The sequence below is a fragment of the Streptomyces sp. NPDC057623 genome (assembly GCF_042800355.1).
Lineage (GTDB): Bacteria > Actinomycetota > Actinomycetes > Streptomycetales > Streptomycetaceae > Streptomyces.
This window is the reverse complement of sequence record NZ_JBHVGZ010000036.1, coordinates 19974-38675: the sequence shown is the minus strand read 5'-3', so window position 1 is coordinate 38675 and position 18702 is coordinate 19974. Positions and strand designations below refer to the sequence as shown.

The 18702-nt window shown below is 69.6% G+C and carries 17 protein-coding genes; 15 read left to right on the top strand and 2 right to left on the bottom strand.

The window, feature by feature from the left end:
* Positions 1 to 22 precede the first annotated feature (22 nt).
* The 11 genes from ACFU95_RS30275 (at position 23) to ACFU95_RS30225 (ending at position 11486) form a co-directional block, all read left to right on the top strand.
* Positions 23 to 1282, top strand: coding sequence for an MFS transporter (locus tag ACFU95_RS30275; RefSeq protein ID WP_383833655.1), 1260 nt, complete (start codon positions 23 to 25; stop codon positions 1280 to 1282).
* Between the two features lie 9 nt (positions 1283 to 1291).
* Positions 1292 to 2653 (top strand): Pup--protein ligase, encoded by a 1362-nt coding sequence (gene pafA, locus ACFU95_RS30270; RefSeq protein WP_053192758.1) that lies wholly within the window; start codon positions 1292 to 1294, stop codon positions 2651 to 2653.
* A gap of 162 nt (positions 2654 to 2815) precedes the next feature.
* Positions 2816 to 3826 (top strand): FKBP-type peptidyl-prolyl cis-trans isomerase, encoded by a 1011-nt coding sequence (locus ACFU95_RS30265; RefSeq protein ID WP_383833652.1) that lies wholly within the window; start codon positions 2816 to 2818, stop codon positions 3824 to 3826.
* Between the two features lie 58 nt (positions 3827 to 3884).
* Positions 3885 to 4256, top strand: coding sequence for an FKBP-type peptidyl-prolyl cis-trans isomerase (locus ACFU95_RS30260; RefSeq protein WP_030606497.1), 372 nt, complete (start codon positions 3885 to 3887; stop codon positions 4254 to 4256).
* 173 nt (positions 4257 to 4429) lie between these two features.
* Complete coding sequence (locus ACFU95_RS30255) at positions 4430 to 5383, top strand: YafY family protein (RefSeq protein WP_217214438.1); 954 nt, start codon at positions 4430 to 4432, stop codon at positions 5381 to 5383.
* Positions 5384 to 5402: 19 nt separating this feature from the next.
* Positions 5403 to 6419 (top strand): helix-turn-helix transcriptional regulator, encoded by a 1017-nt coding sequence (locus tag ACFU95_RS30250; RefSeq protein WP_383833647.1) that lies wholly within the window; start codon positions 5403 to 5405, stop codon positions 6417 to 6419.
* 66 nt (positions 6420 to 6485) lie between these two features.
* Entirely contained in the window at positions 6486 to 6779 is a 294-nt protein-coding gene (locus ACFU95_RS30245) for a hypothetical protein (protein ID WP_383833645.1), read from the top strand.
* Between the two features lie 20 nt (positions 6780 to 6799).
* Positions 6800 to 6994, top strand: a complete 195-nt coding sequence (locus tag ACFU95_RS30240) for a hypothetical protein (protein WP_383833642.1) — start codon at positions 6800 to 6802, stop codon at positions 6992 to 6994.
* 258 nt (positions 6995 to 7252) lie between these two features.
* Positions 7253 to 7537: a Sec-independent protein translocase subunit TatA gene (gene tatA / locus ACFU95_RS30235; protein WP_383833639.1), complete on the top strand. Its 285-nt coding sequence runs from the start codon at positions 7253 to 7255 to the stop codon at positions 7535 to 7537.
* A gap of 47 nt (positions 7538 to 7584) precedes the next feature.
* Complete coding sequence (gene tatC / locus ACFU95_RS30230; protein WP_383833636.1) at positions 7585 to 8514, top strand: twin-arginine translocase subunit TatC; 930 nt, start codon at positions 7585 to 7587, stop codon at positions 8512 to 8514.
* Between the two features lie 116 nt (positions 8515 to 8630).
* Positions 8631 to 11486, top strand: coding sequence for a DEAD/DEAH box helicase (locus ACFU95_RS30225; RefSeq protein WP_383833816.1), 2856 nt, complete (start codon positions 8631 to 8633; stop codon positions 11484 to 11486).
* A gap of 93 nt (positions 11487 to 11579) precedes the next feature.
* Here the strand turns inward: ACFU95_RS30225 and helR are convergent, their stop codons facing one another.
* Together helR and ACFU95_RS30215 are read right to left on the bottom strand one after the other, a co-directional pair.
* A complete protein-coding gene (gene helR, locus ACFU95_RS30220) occupies positions 11580 to 13775 on the bottom strand; it encodes an RNA polymerase recycling motor ATPase HelR (protein ID WP_383833633.1) in 2196 nt (731 codons plus the stop codon).
* Positions 13776 to 13929: 154 nt separating this feature from the next.
* Positions 13930 to 15135 (bottom strand): glycosyltransferase, encoded by a 1206-nt coding sequence (locus tag ACFU95_RS30215; protein WP_383833813.1) that lies wholly within the window; start codon positions 15133 to 15135, stop codon positions 13930 to 13932.
* A 509-nt stretch (positions 15136 to 15644) separates the two neighbouring features.
* On the opposite strand from ACFU95_RS30215, the gene ACFU95_RS30210 reads away from it, so the two are divergent.
* From ACFU95_RS30210 to ACFU95_RS30195, 4 genes are read left to right on the top strand one after another with little or no spacing between them, the layout of a single operon-like run.
* Entirely contained in the window at positions 15645 to 17243 is a 1599-nt protein-coding gene (locus ACFU95_RS30210; protein WP_383833630.1) for an ATP-binding protein, read from the top strand.
* Positions 17240 to 17647, top strand: coding sequence for a roadblock/LC7 domain-containing protein (locus ACFU95_RS30205; protein ID WP_030049419.1), 408 nt, complete (start codon positions 17240 to 17242; stop codon positions 17645 to 17647). Before ACFU95_RS30210 ends, ACFU95_RS30205 begins: the two co-directional genes overlap by 4 nt.
* Positions 17644 to 18039 (top strand): DUF742 domain-containing protein, encoded by a 396-nt coding sequence (locus ACFU95_RS30200; protein ID WP_383833627.1) that lies wholly within the window; start codon positions 17644 to 17646, stop codon positions 18037 to 18039. Before ACFU95_RS30205 ends, ACFU95_RS30200 begins: the two co-directional genes overlap by 4 nt.
* Positions 18020 to 18640, top strand: a complete 621-nt coding sequence (locus ACFU95_RS30195; RefSeq protein WP_383833624.1) for an ATP/GTP-binding protein — start codon at positions 18020 to 18022, stop codon at positions 18638 to 18640. Before ACFU95_RS30200 ends, ACFU95_RS30195 begins: the two co-directional genes overlap by 20 nt.
* The last annotated feature ends 62 nt before the right edge of the window (positions 18641 to 18702 follow it).

Here is an 18702-nt window from a genome sequence, read left to right as displayed (position 1 = left end):
TATGCGGAGGGCGGCGCGGCTGATGACCGGCGCATACCTGGAGGTCCTCAGGGCGAGGCATGCCGCCCGGCTGCTCGTCGGCACGCTCACAGGGCGGCTGCCGAACGCGGTGGCGGCGCTCGCGATCGTGCTGTTCGTGCGCGCGGAGGGGGGTTCGTACAGCCTGGCCGGGGGTCTGGCGGCCGTGTACGGGGTCGCCAACGCCGTGGGGCAGCCGGTACTGGGGCGGCTGGTGGACATGTACGGGCAGCCGCGGGTGCAGTTGCCGGCGGCGGTCGCCTCGGCCGTCGCGATGGCCGGTTTCGCTCTCGTGGGCACGGGGGCGCTGCCGCTCGCGTACGCGGCCGTGGCGGCCGCCGGGCTGTTCACGCCGCCCCTGGAGGGTGGTCTGCGCGCGCTGTGGTCGTCGGTCCTGCACAAGGAGGGCCAGGTGCACACCGCGTATGCGATGGACGCGGTGGCGCAGGAAGTCATGTTCACGGTCGGACCGTTGCTGCTGACGTTGTGTGCGTCGTTGTGGTCGGCGCAGGCGGCGCTGCTCGTGGTGAACGCCATCGGGGTGCTGGGCGCGCTGTCGGTGGTGGTGTCGCCGCCTTCGCGCGCGTGGCGTTCGGCGCCTCGTGAGGCGCACTGGCTGGGGGCCTTGCGTTCGCCGGGGTTGCTGGCGCTTCTGGCTTCGTTCCTGTTCATCGGGATGGCGCTCGGGTCGATCGCGGTCGCGGCCGTGTCGTACGCGGACGACCATGGCGGTGACGTGGTGTACGGCTGGTTGATGGCGGGTGTGGGGCTCGGCGCGCTGCTCGGTGGTGTGGTGTACGGGGCGCGGCAGTGGGGTGGTGAGCCGGCACGGCGACTGCGCTTGCTGGTGGCGCTTCTGGCGGTGTGTTACCTGCCGCTGACGCTGATGCCGGGTGTGGTCGCGATGACGTTGCTGGCGGTGCTCGCGGGGGTGTTCCTCGCGCCGTGCATCGCTTGTGCGTTCGTGCTCGTCGACCGGCATGCGCCGCGCGGGACGGTCACCGAGGCGTTCTCCTGGCTCGTGACGACGTTCACGGTGGGCGCGTCGGTCGGAACGGGCCTGACGGGGCCGGTCGTCGAGGCGGGCGGGACGCTGTGGGGGTTCGCCGTGCCGAGTGCCGCGGGGGCGGTGTCGTTGCTGGTCCTGCTGGCCACGGGGAGGGTCCTCGCAGCTCCCGCCAGGGGTGCGGTGGTTGCGGCTTCATCGGAAAATGATCCAAACCGTGCTGTCGAACCCCGTTTCAGCTCGGGGGATCGGGCGTAATGTTCAGTCATGGACCGCCGCATTTTCGGGCTGGAGAACGAGTACGGCGTCACGTGCACGTTCAGGGGACAGCGCCGCCTGTCGCCTGACGAGGTGGCGCGGTACCTCTTCCGCCGTGTCGTGTCATGGGGCCGTAGCAGCAATGTCTTTCTGCGGAACGGCGCCCGCCTCTATCTCGACGTGGGCTCACATCCGGAATACGCGACACCCGAATGTGACAACGTGACCGAACTGGTCACCCACGACAAAGCAGGCGAGCGCATTCTCGAAGGACTCCTGGTGGACGCGGAACGACGCCTGCACGAGGAGGGAATCGCGGGCGACGTCTACCTCTTCAAGAACAACACCGACTCGGCGGGCAACTCGTACGGATGCCACGAGAACTATCTGGTGGCACGCCATGGCGAGTTCTCCCGGCTCGCGGACATCCTCATCCCGTTCCTTGTCACCCGGCAGTTGCTGTGCGGCGCCGGGAAGGTGCTTCAGACTCCGCGTGGCGCGGTGTACTGCGTCAGTCAGCGCGCGGAGCACATCTGGGAGGGCGTCTCCTCGGCGACGACCCGTTCCCGGCCGATCATCAACACGCGTGACGAGCCGCACGCGGACGCCGAGCGCTACCGGCGGCTGCATGTGATCGTGGGCGATTCGAACATGTCCGAGACGACCATGCTGCTCAAGGTCGGCGCGACCGACCTGGTGCTGCGCATGATCGAGGCGGGCACGGTGATGCGTGATCTGACCCTGGAGAACCCGATCCGGGCGATCCGCGAGGTCAGCCACGACATCACGGGTCGCCGCAAGGTGCGCCTGGCCAGTGGCAGGGAGGCCTCGGCGCTGGAGGTGCAGCGCGAGTACTACGAGAAGGCCGTGGACTTCTGCGAGCGCCGCGGCATTCGCACGGGCACGGTCGAGCAGGTCCTGGAGCTGTGGGGCCGCACACTGGACTCGATCGAGGCCGAGGACCTCGACCGGATCGGCACCGAGATCGACTGGGTCATGAAGTACAAGCTCATCGAGCGGTACCGGGCCAAGCACAACATGACCATGTCGCATCCGCGGGTCGCGCAGATAGACCTCGCCTACCACGACATCCACCGTCGTCGTGGCCTGTACTACCTGCTGGAGAAGAAGGGGCAGGCCGCCCGTATCTGCAACGACTTGAAGATCTTCGAGGGCAAGTCCGTTCCGCCGCAGACCACTCGGGCCCGGCTGCGCGGTGATTTCATTCGCAGGGCCCAGGAGCAGCGTCGGGACTTCACCGTCGACTGGGTGCATCTGAAGCTCAACGACCAGGCGCAGCGCACGGTGTTGTGCAAGGACCCGTTCCGTTCGGTGGACGACCGGGTGGAGAAACTGATCGCCGGTATGTGAGTGCCGGGTTCCGGGAGATCCTCCGGTCTCGAATTCGTCCGAGCGGGAGGGCTCCTGCGGAACGCAACACGGGCGCCGTACGTTTCCCGTACGGCGCCCTTCTCACGCCGTAGAGTTGCGCGCACGCCATCCACAAGATCGACCGATTACGAGGCCCTCACCGTGCGCCGACGCTCACTTCTCATCGCCCTACCCGCAGGAATGGTCACGCTCGCCGCATGCGGCGATGACAAGGACGACTCGAGCAAGGCGAGCGACAGTGCGTCGCCCTCGGCCGCGGCGACGTCGGCCGCTCCGGCGCCGAAGATCGTGGACGGTCCGCTGCCGGCGATCACCGCGGGCACGAAGTTCGGGGAGAAGCCGACGGTCGCCAAGGGCAGCGGCGATCCGTCGAAGGACCTGGCGGTGCGGACGGTCATCGCGGGCAGCGGCCAGACGATGGCGGAGAACGACTTCGTCGTGGCCAACTATCTCGGTCAGATCTGGGCCACCGGCAAGTCCTTCGACAACTCCTACGACAGCAAGAAGCCGCTGCTCATCCAGCTCACCCAGGGCCGTGTCATCGACGGCTGGCGGTACGGCCTGACGGGGCGCAAGGCGGGCAGCCGCGTCGAGATGGCCATCCCGCCGACCTGGGGTTACGGCCCGCAGGGCAATGCGGACGCGGGTATCAAGGGCACCGACACCCTGGTCTTCGTCATCGATGTCGAGGAGGCGTTCAACGCCAAGAGCTCGGCCAAGGGCAAGGCGGTGGCCCAGGACAACGTCGATCTGCCCAGGATCGGCACCAACACCGACGGCAAGGCGCCGTCGGTCACCGTCCCCGAGTCGGACGCGCCGACGAAGCTCGTGTCGGCCTATGTCCTGGAGGGCGACGGCGCCGAGGTCAAGGCGGAGCAGACCGTCCTGTGCCAGTTCAAGGGTGTGGTCTGGGACAGCGGCAAGGAGTTCGAGTCGACCTACCAGCAGGGCCAGCTGAGCCAATTCGCGCTGCCGCAGATGCAGCAGGTCGTGAAGGGCCTGGCGCAGGGTTTGACCGGGAAGAAGGTGGGCAGCCGGGTGCTGGTCGTCGTGCCCCCGGACCTGGCGTACGGAGACACCCCGCCGAGTGGCGGTGTCATCAAGAAGGGCTCCACCCTGGTCTTCTCGGTCGACATCCTGGCGACGATGTAGCGGGGCCCGGGTGTAAGACTGTGCTGTTGCCTTTCCACAACCAGCAGGAGCGTAAGACGTGAGCATCGACAAGCCCGAGATCGACTTCCCGGGTGGCGAGCCCCCGGCGGACCTCGAGATCAAGGACATCTGGGAGGGCGACGGCGCGGTTGCGCAGGCGGGCCAGACCGTCTCCGTGCACTACGTCGGTGTCGCCTTCAGCACGGGCGAGGAGTTCGACGCGAGCTGGAACCGCGGTACGCCGTTCCGCTTCCCGCTGGGTGGCGGCCGTGTCATCAAGGGCTGGGACCAGGGCGTGCAGGGCATGAAGGTCGGTGGCCGCCGTCAGCTGACCATCCCGGCCCACCTCGCCTACGGCAACCAGAGCCCGACCCCGGCGATCAAGCCCGGCGAGACCCTGATCTTCGTGGTGGACCTGCTCGGTGTCTGATCGTCGCCCCTGATCGGCGCACGACGGATCGGTGTACGGCTGATCGGCGTACGACCGGACCCGACTACCTGGGGCCCATGCCTGTCCGGGCATGGGCCCTCGGCTTTTGCCAGGCCACCGCGGAGCGGTACGGTCATCGTCCGTAAGCACCATAGGGAAGGCGAAGGGCGTCGATGGCCATTGCCAAGGCCGAGCGGCTCATGAACCTGGCGCTGTGTCTGCTCGGGACGCGGCGGCCGCTGAGCAAGCGCGAGCTGCGTGAGTCCATCGAGGCCTATCTGGAGGCCGGCTCCGACGACTCCTTCAACCGGATGTTCGAGCGCGACAAGGATGATCTGCGCGAACTCGGTCTGGTCATCGAGACCGTGGAGAACCTCGACGGTGAGGTCGGCTATCTGGCCCGCCGGGACAGCAACCGCCTCCCGCCCATCACTCTGGACGCCGAGGAGGCCGCCGCCCTGGGGCTGGCGGCCAAGGTGTGGCAGCAGGTCCGGCTGGCGGGCGCGGCCAGTGGCGCCCTGCAGAAGCTGCGCGCTGCCGGGCTGCCCGAGGATGTCGACCCGTACGAGGCGCATGGCGCGCTGGAGCCCCGTATCCCGGTGCACGAGGCCGCGTTCGAGCCGCTGATGCTGGCCTGCCGCGACCGTCGCCCCGTCCTCTTCGACTACCGCAAGGCCACCGCGGCCCGGCCCGAACCCCGGCATGTCGAGCCGTGGGCGCTGGAGTGCTGGCGCGGTCACTGGTATCTCGCGGGCTGGGACCGGGACCGCGGCGCGGAGCGGGTGTTCCGGTTGTCCCGGATCACGGGCAAGGTGCGCTCGCGTGGCGCGCGGTTCACCGCGCCGGTCCCCGATGTCGTCACCGTGCGGGAGACCGTGGCGAGCTGGGCGGGGGAGACCGCCGACCGTTCCGCGCTGATCCGGCTGCGTACGGACGCGGGGTATCCCCTCCGGGCGAAGGCCACGGCGGTGCGGGAACTCGGGGACGGCTGGGACGAGTTGGAGATTCCGTACGGTCACGGGCTGGATGCGTGGCTGGTGGAGTTCGGGCCCGACGTGGTGGTCCTTGAGCCCGCGGAGTTGCGGGCCGATGTGGTGGACCGGCTGCGTGCCGTGGCCAAGGGCTGAGGGGGAGCGGAGCAAGACAGTGGCAGGCAAACCGGTTCGGCCCGTCAATGCCATCGACCAGACCCGGCGGATGCTTTCGCTGGTGACGTATCTGAGGGAGCGTCCCGGTGCCCGCGTCGAGGATGTCGCGCGTGCCTTCGGCATCTCCGAGGACGAGCTGGTCTCGGACCTCGACGTGCTGCCCATGTGCGGCACCAGCTTCCGCGGCGGTGACCTGCTCGACATCGACACCGACGGCGAGCGCATCTGGTGGCACAACCCCGACGATGTCGCCGAGCCGTTGCGGCTCGCCGCCGACGAGGCCACCGCGCTGCTGGTGGCGGCGCGGGCCGTGTCCACGCTGCCCGGCCTGCGGGAGAGCGACCGGCAGGCGCTGCTGCGGGCGACCGCCAAGGTGGAGACCGCCGCCGGGGAGGCGGCCGGCGCCAGCTCCCGGCTGTCGGTGACCTTCGAGTCCGAGGGCGGAGTCTTCGCCGACGTCGACCGTGCGATCTCCGAGCGGCGCCGGCTGTGGATCCGTTACTACTCGCCGGCCCGGGACGAGGTCACCGAGCGCGAGATCGACCCGATCCGCCTGGTCAGCGTCGGCCACACCTATGTCGAGGCATGGTGCCGTCGCTCCGAGGCGCGCCGCACCTTCCGGCTGGACCGGGTCGCCGAGATCAAGATCCTGGACGAGCCGTCCGCGGCGCCCGAGATCGAGCTGCGGGACCTGTCGGAAGGGCTGGTGCAGCCCGCCGCGGAGGATCCCGAGGTCGTCGTCGAGGTCGGTCCGGGCGGGCGCTGGGTCGCCGAGTACTACCCGCACGACAGCGCGGATGAGCTGCCGGACGGCGGGCTGCGTATCACTCTGCGCACCCCGGACCCGGCGTCGCTGCGCCGCCTGGCGTTGCGGCTCGGGCGGGACGGCCGGATCGTCTCGCCGTCCGAGCTGGCCGACAGTGCCCGGCAGGCGGCCCGCGAGGCGCTGGCGGCGTACGACGGGGTCGAGGCGCACGGCGCTCACGGGGCGCACCCGGTGGGCGACGGACAGTAGGACAGGCCAGGACACAACGGCTCGGCAGGCGGTTGGACAAGCGGTGCGACAGGCGGGAGCAGGGCTTTGAGCGAGTCGGCGACGTCCGGGGTGCGGGAAGTGACGGTGGCGTCCGCGTTCGCCGGGATGAGAAGCGTGTCCCCGGTGGTGTTCAAGGCCGGCTGCCCGGACTGCCGCGGCTGCTTCGAGCTCACCGCGAGCGCCCTTCGACTCGTCATCGGCGCGACCAGCCGTACGACGTTCTACTCCTTCACCTGTCCCGAGTGCGGCGTGTCCGTCCGCAAGCCGGCGGGCGAGCGGATCGTCGAACTGCTGACGGGCGGCGGGGTCAGCACCCTGCGGCTGCACTCCACGCTGTAGGACGGTCTAGGCTCGGCGTCATGTTCTGGCCGATGTTCGCGGTAGCTGTGGGTTTTCTGGGTCTTGTGGTGCTCGGTGTGCTCGCTGTGCGGGTCTTCCTGGAAGCGCAGCGCCTCGGCCGGCAGGTCACGGACTCCGCTCGGCGCATCAGCAGGGCCGCGGAGGACCTGGAGCGGGCGACCGCCCGCGCCGCCCGGGCTGTGGACTCCCTGTAGTCCGCTCAAGGATTCGGTGTGAGACCTGCGTCGCGTGCGTTTTGGGCCACTTCGGCCTGTCAACTTGCCGCCCACGCCAGGTACGCTGCGGATTGCGGCCCCGAGAGCGAGGCGCGGGCCCGCGGACTGGGAGTATGCACAGGGATTGTCCCGCGTTCACCCCTGAGCGTTACGATCCCTGGCAGCACGGTGGTCGGATGTATGTCCGACCTGCCGGGTATTCGGACCATGTCGCCTCGGTGAAGAAGGTATACAGCTATGGGTAGGCTCGGCCCCACCGAGATCATTCTGATCCTCGTAGTCATCATCCTGCTGTTCGGTGCCAAGAAGCTTCCGGACATGGCCCGCTCCCTCGGCAAGTCGGCTCGCATTCTCAAGAGCGAGGCCAAGGCGATGAAGGAAGAGGACAAGTCCGCCGCCCCGGCCGACCCGCCGGCCAACAGCGACCAGCAGCCCCCCGCCCAGCGCATCATCCAGGCCGCCCCCGGCGACGCGACGAACGCTCGCCCGGTCAGCGAGCCGACGGACACCACCAAGCGCTGACGCAGGGCCGGTGACCTCCGGCCCGCCGCACGAGATGGGAACGTGGGTTGCTGAAGTCTGCCCGCAAGAAGGAGAAGGATCCCGAGGGGCGGATGCCCCTCGTGGAACACCTTCGTGAGCTCCGCAACCGGCTCGCGAAAGGCATGTTGGCGATCACGGTCGTCACCATCGCGGCCGCCTTCTACAACCAGGAACTCATGGAGTTCCTCTCCGATCCTGTGCCTCGCTGTACCAAGGGCCTGGGCGAGACCACGGGAGGTGCCTGCGCGGTCGTCGCGTACACCGACCTCCTTTCTCCCTTCACGACCACGGTGAAGGTCAGCCTCATGGCGGGCATCGTGCTGTCCAGCCCTGTATGGCTCTACCAACTGTGGGCGTTCATCGCCCCGGGGCTGCACAAGAGCGAGCGCAAGTACACGTACTACTTCGTGGCCGCCGCAGTGCCGCTGTTCTTCGGGGGCGCCTGGCTCGCCTACACGATCATGCCGATCAGCATGCGTGTCCTGCTGGGCATCACGCCCGACGGGTCGGCGAACATCCTGCCGATGGACAAGATCCTCGACTTCAGTGTCCGGATGGTCCTGGTCTTCGGTGCGGCCTTCGAGCTTCCCCTGCTCCTGGTCATGGTGAACCTGACGGGCATGGTGACGGGGCGCCGCATGCTCGGCTGGTGGCGCGGTGTCGTGATGGGTGTCTTCGTCTTCGGTGCCGTGGCGACCCCCACCACCGACCCGATCGGCATGATGGCCCTCGCCGGGCCCATCGTCATCCTGTACTTCATGGCGGTCGGCTTCTCCATCCTGAACGACCGACGGCGCAGCCGTAACAACCCCGACGCGGATCTGGACGACGACGAGGCCTCCGACCTCGACCTGACCCCCGAGACCATCGGCGAGGTCGAGACCGTCTCCGCGAGCCGGTCGCTGCCCGAGCAGGCGAGCACGGAGCGGGTCAACGGCTACGACGACGTGACCTGAGAGCAGCGGTTTCGCAAGCGGACACGGCCGGGGCGCCTACGGGGCGCACCCGGCCGTCTCCGTCGCGCGGCCGTGAGCTGCGGGGGTCCCGGGTTTGTCGGGTGCCGATCCGGATAATGATCGTCCTGTTGTCAGTGGGGCCCGGTACGCTCGAAAGCACGATGACAGAGGACCTCTCACCGGCCGAGCGGTATGCGGCAGCACGCAGGCGCGCTGCCGAGCAGGCCACCGCGCTCGCCTCCTTCCGCGAGATGTACGACTTCGGCCTCGACCCCTTCCAGATCGAGGCATGCCAGGCGCTCGAGACGGGGAAGGGCGTGCTGGTGGCCGCGCCCACCGGCTCCGGCAAGACGATCGTGGGCGAGTTCGCCGTCCACCTCGCCCTGATGCAGGGCAAGAAGTGCTTCTACACGACGCCCATCAAGGCGCTGTCGAACCAGAAGTACGCCGACCTGTGCCGCCGCTACGGGGACGGCGTGGTCGGTCTGCTCACCGGCGACAACAGCATCAACTCCGACGCCCCGGTGGTCGTGATGACGACCGAGGTGCTGCGGAACATGCTGTACGCCGGGTCGCAGACCCTCCTCGGCCTCGGCTACGTGGTCATGGACGAGGTGCACTACCTCTCCGACCGCTTCCGCGGCGCCGTATGGGAAGAGGTGATCATTCACCTCCCCGAGTCGGTCACGCTCGTCTCGCTCTCGGCGACCGTGTCGAACGCCGAGGAGTTCGGCGACTGGCTCGACACCGTCCGCGGCGACACCGAGGTGATCGTCTCCGAGCACCGGCCCGTCCCCCTGTTCCAGCACGTGCTCGCCGGGCGGCGGATGTACGACCTGTTCGAGGAGGGCGACGGCCACAGGAAGGCCGTCAACCCCGACCTCATGCGGCTGGCCCGGATGGAAGCGACCAGGCCGTCGTACCAGGACCGCAGGCGTGGGCGCGCGATGCGGGAGGCCGATCGTGAGCGGGAGCGCAGACAGCGGTCCCGGGTGTGGACGCCGGGGCGGCCGGAGGTCATCGAACGTCTCGACGCCGAGGGGCTGCTGCCCGCGATCACCTTCATCTTCAGCCGGGCCGCGTGTGAGGCCGCCGTCCAGCAGTGCCTGCACGCGGGACTGAGGCTGAACGACGACGAGGCGCGGGAGAAGGTGCGTGCCCTCGTCGAGGAGCGCACCTCGGCCATCCCCTCCGAGGACCTGCATGTCCTCGGTTACTACGAGTGGCTGGAAGGTCTGGAGCGCGGTATAGCCGCTCATCACGCGGGCATGCTGCCGACCTTCAAGGAAGTCGTCGAGGAGCTGTTCGTCCGTGGCCTGGTGAAGGCCGTGTTCGCCACGGAGACGCTGGCGCTGGGCATCAACATGCCGGCCCGGTCGGTGGTGTTGGAGAAGCTCGTCAAATGGAACGGCGAGCAGCACGCCGACATCACGCCCGGTGAGTACACGCAGCTCACCGGCCGCGCGGGCCGCCGCGGCATCGACGTCGAGGGCCACGCCGTGGTGCTGTGGCAGCGCGGGTCCAGCCCCGAGCACCTCGCCGGGCTGGCCGGCACGCGCACGTACCCGCTGAAGTCCAGCTTCAAGCCGTCGTACAACATGGCGGTCAACCTGGTCGAGCAGTTCGGCCGGCACCGCTCGCGTGAGCTGCTGGAGACCTCGTTCGCCCAGTTCCAGGCCGACAAGTCGGTCGTCGGGATCTCCCGGCAGGTGCAGCGCAACGAGGAGGGGCTCGATGGCTACAAGGAGTCCATGACCTGCCATCTCGGGGACTTCGAGGAGTACGCGCGACTGCGTCGCGAACTCAAGGACCGCGAGACGGAGTTGGCCCGGGAGGGTGTGGCGCAGCGACGCGCGGAGGCCGCGGTCGCGCTGGAGAAGCTCAAGCCGGGTGACGTCATCCATGTGCCGACGGGCAAGTACGCCGGTCTCGCGCTGGTGCTCGATCCCGGGCTGCCCGCCGGGCGGTCCAACGGCCACCGCGGCTTCGAGCACCACGACGGACCGCGCCCGCTGGTCCTGACCGCCGAACGGCAGGTCAAGCGGCTGGCGTCCATGGACTTCCCCGTCCCCGTCGAGGCGTTGGAGCGGATGCGGATCCCCAAGTCCTTCAACCCGCGCTCCCCGCAGTCCCGTCGGGACCTCGCCTCGGCGCTGCGCACCAAGGCGGGGCACATTCCGCCCGAGCGGCAGCGCAGGCGGCGGTCCCAGGCTGCGGACGACCGGGAGATCGCCCGGCTGCGCACGGCGATCCGCGCCCACGCCTGCCACGGCTGCAACGACCGTGAGGACCACGCCCGTTGGGCCGAGCGCTACCACCGGCTGCTGCGGGACACCTCGCAGCTGGAGCGCCGTATCGAAGGCCGTACGAACACGATCGCGCGCACCTTCGACCGCATCGTCGCGCTGCTGACCGAACTGGACTATCTGCGCGCCGACGAGGTCACCGAGCACGGAAAGCGACTCGCGCGGCTGTACGGCGAACTCGACCTGCTGGCCAGCGAATGCCTGCGGGAACGGGTGTGGGAGGGCCTCGGTCCGGCCGAACTGGCCGCCTGCGTCTCGGCGTTGGTGTACGAGGCCCGGGTCGGGGACGACGCGATGACCCCGAAGCTGCCGTCGGGCAAGGCCAAGGCCGCGCTCGGTGAGATGGTGCGGATCTGGGGGCGGCTCGATGCCCTTGAGGAGGACTTCCGGATCACACAGAGCGAGGGGGTCGGGCAGCGTGAGCCGGATCTCGGGTTCGCCTGGGCCGCGTACATGTGGGCCAACGGCGCGGGGCTCGACGAGGTGTTGCGTGAGGCGGAGATGCCGGCCGGTGACTTCGTGCGGTGGTGCAAGCAGGTGATCGACGTACTGGGGCAGATCGCGGCGGCCTCTCCTGCCGAGGGCTCGACGACGGTGGCCAAGAGCGCGCGCAAGGCTGTGGACGGGCTGTTGCGCGGGGTTGTCGCCTATTCGTCGGTGGGGTGAGGGGTTCGTCGGCGGGTGCGGGTTCGTTGGGGCTGGTCGCGCCCGCGCGACGGAGCCGTATGTCGATGCAGCCCCGCCCCCGGGTACGTGCACTCATCGCCTCTCGGGAAGTGCGGTCTCTCCAAGGATGACCAACTGCTGAGTCGCCCTCGTCATCGCCACATAGCGGTCCACCGCTCCCTCGATGCCCTCGCCGAAGGTCTGGGGCTCTACCAGGATCACCAGGTCGAATTCGAGTCCCTTCGAGAGTTCCGGGGTCACTGACTGGACCCGGTCGGTCGGGGGGAACTCGGGGGCGCCGATCACGCAGGCGATCCCCTCGGTGTGCTCGGCGAGCCACGTGCGCAGGATCGCGTCGAGGTCCGTGGTGGAGCCATGGACGACGGGGGTGCCGGTGCTGCGGATGGACGTCGGTACGTTGGCGTCCGGGAGCGCGGTCCGGATGACCGGTTCGGCCGCCGCCATGATCTCTTCCGGCGTCCGGTAGTTGATGCTCAGGGAGGCCAGGTCGATGCGGTTGAACCCGACCCGTTCGAGCCGCTCCCGCCATGGCTCCGTGAAGCCCTGCCTGGCCTGGGCACGGTCGCCGACGATGGTGAAGCTCCGGGACGGGCAGCGCAGGAGCAGCATCTGCCACTCCGCGTCGGTCAGTTCCTGGGCCTCGTCCACGACGATGTGCGCGAACGGGCCGGCGAGCAGGTCCGGGTCGGCGGTGGGCAGGACCGAGTCGTCGACCAGGGAGTTCCGCATGTCCTGTCCGTGCAGCATGACCAGGACGCCCTCGCCGTCGTCGTAGGTGTGGGCCGCCAGCAGGTCGTCGACGACCCTGCCCATACGCTCGTTCTCGGCGGCGATGGTGGCCTCGTGGCGGCGCTTTCGGCGGGACGCCTCCGGGTCGCCGAGCCGCTGTCGTGCCGCGTCCAGCAGCGGGAGGTCGGACACCGTCCAGGCCTGGGCGTCCGCGCGCTGGAGCCGCTGGACGTCCTCGCGGCTGAGCCAGGGAGCGCACATGCGCAGGTAGGCGGGTACCGACCACAGATCGCCGACCAGGTCCGCCGCTTCGAGCAGCGGCCAGGCGCGGTTGAAGGCCGTGAGCAGCTCCCTGTTCTGCGTCAGCGACCTGCGCAGCAGGTCCGCCGAGACCTCGCCGTCCTGTGTCGAGGCGTCTCCTTCGTGCTTGTCGACCAGGATCGTGAGGAGCTCCTTCCAGACCTGGTCACGCGCCTCGTTGTGCGGAGTGCCGGGTTCCGCCGCGTCGAACGCCACGGCCCAGTCGCCGGCGCTCAGCCAGACATCCGACCAATGGGTGGTGACCGTCATCCCCTTGGCGGGCGGCTCCTCGTAGAACCTGACGGCCTTCTCGATCGCCTTCACCAGGTCGGCGGACGACTTCAGGCGGGCCACGTCCGGGTCGGCCTCGACGGTCGCTGTGGCGCCCTCGGTGACGAGGTCCCGCAGGATGCACGTCTGTACGCCCTCCTCGCCGAGGCTGGGCAGCACGTCGGAGACGTACGCCAGGTACGGGCGGTGCGGACCGACGAAGAGCACGCCGCCCCGGCGGTGCCCGAGGCGCGGGTCGGAGTGGAGGAGGTAGGCGGAGCGGTGCAGCGCGACGACGGTCTTGCCCGTACCGGGACCGCCGTCGACGACGAGCGCGCCGCGGGATCCCGCGCGGATGATGGCGTCCTGGTCGGCCTGGATGGTGCCCAGCACGTCCCGCATCCGGGGCGAGCGGTCGCTGCCCAGGCTGGCGATGAAGGCGGACTGGTCGTCGAGGGCGGCCTGGTGTCCGCCGAACCCGTCCGAGGTGAACACCTCGTCCCAGTAGTCGTTGATCCGGCCGTCGGCCCAGCGGTATCTGCGGCGGCTCGCCAGCCCCATCGGGTTGGCGTGGGTGGCTCCGAAGAACGGCTCGGCGGCGGGGGAGCGCCAGTCGAGCAGCAGGCGGCGGCCGGTGCTGTCCGTCAGGCCGAGTCGGCCGATGTAGACGGGCTCGGCGCTGTCGGCGTCGACCATGTGTCCCAGGCACAGGTCCAGGCCGAAGCGGCGCAGTGTGCGAAGGCGCGCCGTCAGCCGGTGCACCTCGATGTCCCGGTCCATCGCCTCCTGCCCTTTGCCGCCGGGCGCCCTGCGCGCGGCGTCGAGACGGTCGGTCAGCTCGGCGATGGACTGCTCCAGGCACTGCGCGACGGCAGCGAAGTGCCGCTCGTCGCCGGCGATCAGGGCCGGGTCGGCCTTGGGGGAGAGGCGGTCGGGAAGGTCGAACGCACTGGTGGTCACGGGGTTCACGGCGGCTCCGGGGTGGTGCGGTCGATTGCGGTGATGCGGCGACGTGCGGTGTGGTGGCGATGCGGCTCTGTGGCTCTCCGGCATCGCGGATCGAGCCCCTGCCTCTGGTGAGCCGCCTGGACGCGCGGGCGGGCGCGGGCGGGGCGGCCCGTTCTCAGGCGGCCGCGTCGAGCACGAGCCTCGCGGCCACGTCCGTCCCGTCGGTGCGGATCGCGGCCGCCACGGCGGTTGCTCGCGCGTGGGTCTCGGGGTTCAGGGCCGTTTCGAGTGCGGCCGACAGGGAGGCGAAGGTCGGCGTCGGACCGTCGTGTGCCGCCCCGATGCCCAGGTCGGCCACCCGGCCGGCCCAGTACGGCTGGTCCGCCATCTGGGGCACCACGACCTGGGGCGCACCGGCTCGGGCGGCGGTGGTCGTCGTACCGGCGCCACCGTGGTGCACGACGGCGGCCACCCGGGTGAACAGTGCCTGGTGGTTGGCCTCGCCCACGGCGAAGCAGTCGTCCTGGCCGTCGGCCAGGGCGAGGTCGGCCCAGCCGCGGGAGACCAGGACGCGGCGGCCCTGCGCGCGCACGGCGTCGATGGCCACCTGGGCGGCGTCCGTCGACGCGTGCAGGGGCATGCTGCCGAAGCCCACGTACACCGGCGGGGTGCCGGCGTCCAGGAACGCCTCCAGCCCGGCCGGGAGCGGGCGGACGTCGGGCGCGATCCACGCGCCGGTCTGGACGGCGTCGAGGTCCGGCATCTCGTGCAGCGGGTCCAGGACCGGGTCCGTCGCCACCCACGGCCGGCCGCCGAAGACGTAGTCGCGGACGCTGTCCACCGGTGGCAGGCCGATCGACGCCCGGTTCGTGTTGAGCGCCTCGCCGAACAGCGCGTTGATGCTCTGGGCGTCCAGGTCCCACAGCATCCGGTTGTCGGTCACCTCCGGCGGGAACGGGCGGCCCCGGTACTCCAGCGGCCGGCGGTGCGGCGAGGGCAGCTGGAGCTGCTGGAAGATCACGGACACGGAGGGGATGCCCAGCTTCTCGGCCACCGTCCGCGCGCCGGCCGCGGCCGGGACCATGCCGGTCGCCACCAGCACGTCACACCCCTCGGCCGCCGCGGGGATCACCTCCAACTGGCCGGCGATCACCTCGGCCGCGCGCTGAGGCATCGACGCCGGCGCCGGCGGTGCCTTCGTCAGCGCACGAGCCGACGGGCCGACCGGCACCAACGGCACGTCGACACCGGCCAGTCGCCGCGCGAAATCCTCGTCCGGCGGAGCGCACATCCGTACCTCCGCGCCGAGCTCCCGCAACCGCACCGCGAGCCCGACCATCGGTTCGACGTCCCCCCGCGACCCGTAGGTCGACAACACCACACGCACTTCGAGACTCCCGTTTCCGCAGGTCTTTTGGCCTAGGCCGGAGATTCTGCGGTACGAGGGGGGCCTTGCCGCAAGCCCCCTGGTGCGCTATAAGTTGAGAGTGGCAAGGAGTCGAAGAGCTCCTTGCCTTTCTTGTTTGTCGTCCGCGGCAGCCCGGATCGCCCTCTCGCCGATCCCTCGCGGAGCGGCCCGCCTCGCCGGAATCCGATCTTCACCCGTCACGGTGAGTACTCTTCGCACGCCCGTACGCCGTAACGCACCGTGTGCGAAAGTAATCCGAGCGTATAAATGGAGCCGAGCGTACTACCGCGGCGCACCCCATTTCAGGTGCTTGCTGAATATGACACAGCGATGATCCGGTCGGACTAAGCTCGCCCGCAGCGCACCGAGTTGAGGTGTAATCGTGCGCTTGTTCCCAATCATGCAGAAGATTCCGACATACCCATGACATTCCCCCCTGCAAGCTCCCCCTACACCCACCCGATTCGTTTCAGAGGGCCCACATGGTGAGCGTTCAATCCCCGCCTCGTCGCGGTGAACTCCCGTACACGCGCACGCTGTTGCTACCGGCGATACTGATGGCCGCGGCGACCGGAGCCGCCGTCGCCGTCGTGGCGGAACCGGCCCGGACGGCCGTCGGCGTGTGCGGTGCCGTGGCCATGGTGCTGGTACTGGCGGCCGTGGCCCAGGCGGTGCGCCGCGGCCGCGCCCTGCGGGATCTGCGGGCCGAGCACGCCCGTCACACCGCGTATCTGGAACGGCGTGTCGCCGCCCACGACGACGAGATGATCCGCCTCGCCACGGAGATCACGCCCGCCGCGATCTACCGGCTGCGCTGTGACAATTCACCCCACGAGGTGATCCGCGATCTCGCCCAGATCGACCCGTCCTACGCCCAACTTCCCCCGGCACAGGTCGCGTTGGTCAAGACGATGCTCGACATCATCGACCACGAGGGGGCCCTGCGCGACTCGGCCCAGCGCTCCTTCGTCAACATCGCCCGCCGCGTCCAGTCGATCGTCCACCAACAGGCCGCGGAACTGCGGGAGATGGAGGAGGACCACGGGCGCAACCCCGAGGTCTTCGACGACCTGCTGCGCATCGACCACGGCACCATGCTGATCGGCCGTCTCGCCGACTCCATCTCCGTGCTCGGCGGCGGCCGCCCCGGCCGGCAGTGGCCCAACCCCGTCCAGCTGTACAGCGTGCTGCGCGGTGCCATGTCCCGGATCCTGGAGTACCGCCGGATCAAGCTGGACTCCATCGCCCAGGTCAACGTGCGCGGCATCTCCGTCGAGCCGGTCATCCACGCCGCGGCCGAGCTGCTCGACAACGCCACGCGCTACTCGCCGCCGCAGACCGAGGTGCGCGTCACCGCCACCGAGGTGCAGACCGGCATCGCGATCGAGATCGAGGACGCCGGCGTCAGCCTCAGCGAGGAGACCCGCGCCCGGGTCGAGGGCATGCTCGAGCGCGCCAAGCAGGGCACGGATCTCCAGGAACTCGGCGAGTCCCCGCGTCTCGGCCTGGCTGTCGTGGGCCGACTGTGCACCGCGTTCAACATGCAGGTCTCCCTGCGCACCTCCGCGTACGGCGGTGTCCGCGCGGTCCTCGTCATTCCGCGCGAGATGCTGACCACCGACGCCGCGCCCGGCTACGCCCACGGCATCGGTGCCGCGGCGGCGCCCAAGCTCGGACCCGGCGCGCTCGAAGGCCCCAAGCGCACCCCCAAGAAGCGCCGCCCCACCAGCCCGAAGATCCCTGCCACGGTGTCCATGGAGGACGACGTCCCCGTGGTCACCGAATGGACCGCGGGCGGGCTGCCGCAGCGCCGCAGCCGGGTCAAGACCCCGCTCAGCAAGCGGATCGCCGAGCAGGCGGCCATCGAGCAGGCCGAACGGGAGGGCAGGCCGACCGTCTGGTCGACGACCAGGCCCGAACCCGAGCCCGAGCCGGCGAAGGACGAGCCCGCCCCCGGTGCGTGGGTCGAGGCGTTCTGGAACGGACTCAAGGACAAGCCCGACCCGCTCACACTCAAGCCGCGAACCCGACCCGCCCAACCGGCCCGCCCCGAGGCCGATGACGAGGGGGACCTCAAGTGATCCAGCAGCGCGCCAACTTCGACTGGATGCTCAAGGAGCTCCACGACGGCGTACCGGGCATCGAGATGATCGTCGTGCTCTCCGCCGACGGACTGCGTATCGCCCGCTACGGCGGTGACCCGGACACCGCCGACCGTGTCGCCGCGGCCTGTGCCGGCCTTCAGAGCCTGGCGGCCGCCGTCGCCTCCGAGATCCCCAACAGCGACGGCAAGATGAAGATGGTCCTCATCGAGATCAACGGCGGCTACTTCTATCTGATGGCCGCCGGTGCCAACGCCTATCTCGCCGTGCTCTCCGACACGTTCGCCGAACCCGGGATGATGAGCAACCGCATGTCCGACCTCGTCGCCCGCATCGGTGCCCATCTCACCAGTCCGCCCCGGCGCAACGGGCAGACCGTATGACTCCTCCGCAACGCCAGCGGCGACATCCGACGGAACAACGGCCCCCACAGTCGCCCCGGCCGGGGGTGAAGAAGAACCCGGAGCGGCTCTTCGTCGTGGCCGGAAAGGACGGCGAGCGCGCCGAGCTCGACCTCGTCACCTTAATCGTGGCGAGCGCCGAACCACCGCCCTCCGCCGCGCCCGAGCAGACGGCGCTGCTCCGGCTCTGCACGACCCCCCTGTCCGTGGCCGAGCTCTCGGCCTATCTCAACCTGCCGTTCAGCACGATGACGGTCCTGCTCACCGACATGCTGACGGCCGAACTGGTGACGGCGCGCGACCCGATCGTGCGCCAGGCCGTCGCCGACCGTTCCCTTCTCGAAGCGGTGATGCATGGACTTCAAAGGCTCTGACACCATCCCCGGTCCACGGACCGAGGACCAGCTGCCGCACACGGCCGAGGCCGCGGTCAAGATCGTGATCGTGGGCGGCTTCGGGGTCGGCAAGACGACGATGGTCGGCTCGGTCAGCGAGATCAGGCCGCTGACCACCGAAGAGACCATGACGCAGGCCGGTATCGGTGTCGACGACAACTTCGGCTCGGACTCCAAGACGGCCACCACCGTGGCCATGGACTTCGGCCGCATCAGCATCACCGACGAGCTCGTGCTGTACCTGTTCGGCACCCCCGGCCAGGAGCGCTTCTGGTTCCTGTGGAACGGGCTGTTCGAGGGCGCGCTGGGCGCGGTCGTGCTGATCGACACCCGCCGGCTCGAAGTCAGCTTCGACGTCATAGGACGACTGGAGGAGCGCGGCGTGCCGTTCGTCGTCGCCGTCAACTCCTTTCCCGACGGCCCCCGTTACCCCGTCGACGATCTGCGCACGGCGCTCGACCTGGACCCGGAGATCCCCATCGTCGAGTGCGACGTACGCCGCCGGGCCTCCAGCCGTGACGTCCTGATGACCCTGATGCGCTTCCTGCACTCGCTGGCCATGTCGGGAGCGCTCAGGTAGGCCCGTTTGCCGGAGCGGTCCCACCCCCGGGCATCCGGCGACGCACTCTCCTCTCTCCCCAC

Coding starts and splice junctions, on each gene's coding strand:
- ACFU95_RS30275 (WP_383833655.1), top strand. CDS start 23: ATGACCGGCGCATACCTGGAGGTCCTCAGGGCGAGGCATGCCGCCCGG.
- pafA (WP_053192758.1), top strand. CDS start 1,292: ATGGACCGCCGCATTTTCGGGCTGGAGAACGAGTACGGCGTCACGTGC.
- ACFU95_RS30255 (WP_217214438.1), top strand. CDS start 4,430: ATGGCCATTGCCAAGGCCGAGCGGCTCATGAACCTGGCGCTGTGTCTG.
- ACFU95_RS30240 (WP_383833642.1), top strand. CDS start 6,800: ATGTTCTGGCCGATGTTCGCGGTAGCTGTGGGTTTTCTGGGTCTTGTG.
- tatA (WP_383833639.1), top strand. CDS start 7,253: ATGGGTAGGCTCGGCCCCACCGAGATCATTCTGATCCTCGTAGTCATC.
- ACFU95_RS30225 (WP_383833816.1), top strand. CDS start 8,631: ATGATCGTCCTGTTGTCAGTGGGGCCCGGTACGCTCGAAAGCACGATG.
- ACFU95_RS30210 (WP_383833630.1), top strand. CDS start 15,645: ATGGTGAGCGTTCAATCCCCGCCTCGTCGCGGTGAACTCCCGTACACG.
- ACFU95_RS30200 (WP_383833627.1), top strand. CDS start 17,644: ATGACTCCTCCGCAACGCCAGCGGCGACATCCGACGGAACAACGGCCC.
- ACFU95_RS30195 (WP_383833624.1), top strand. CDS start 18,020: ATGGACTTCAAAGGCTCTGACACCATCCCCGGTCCACGGACCGAGGAC.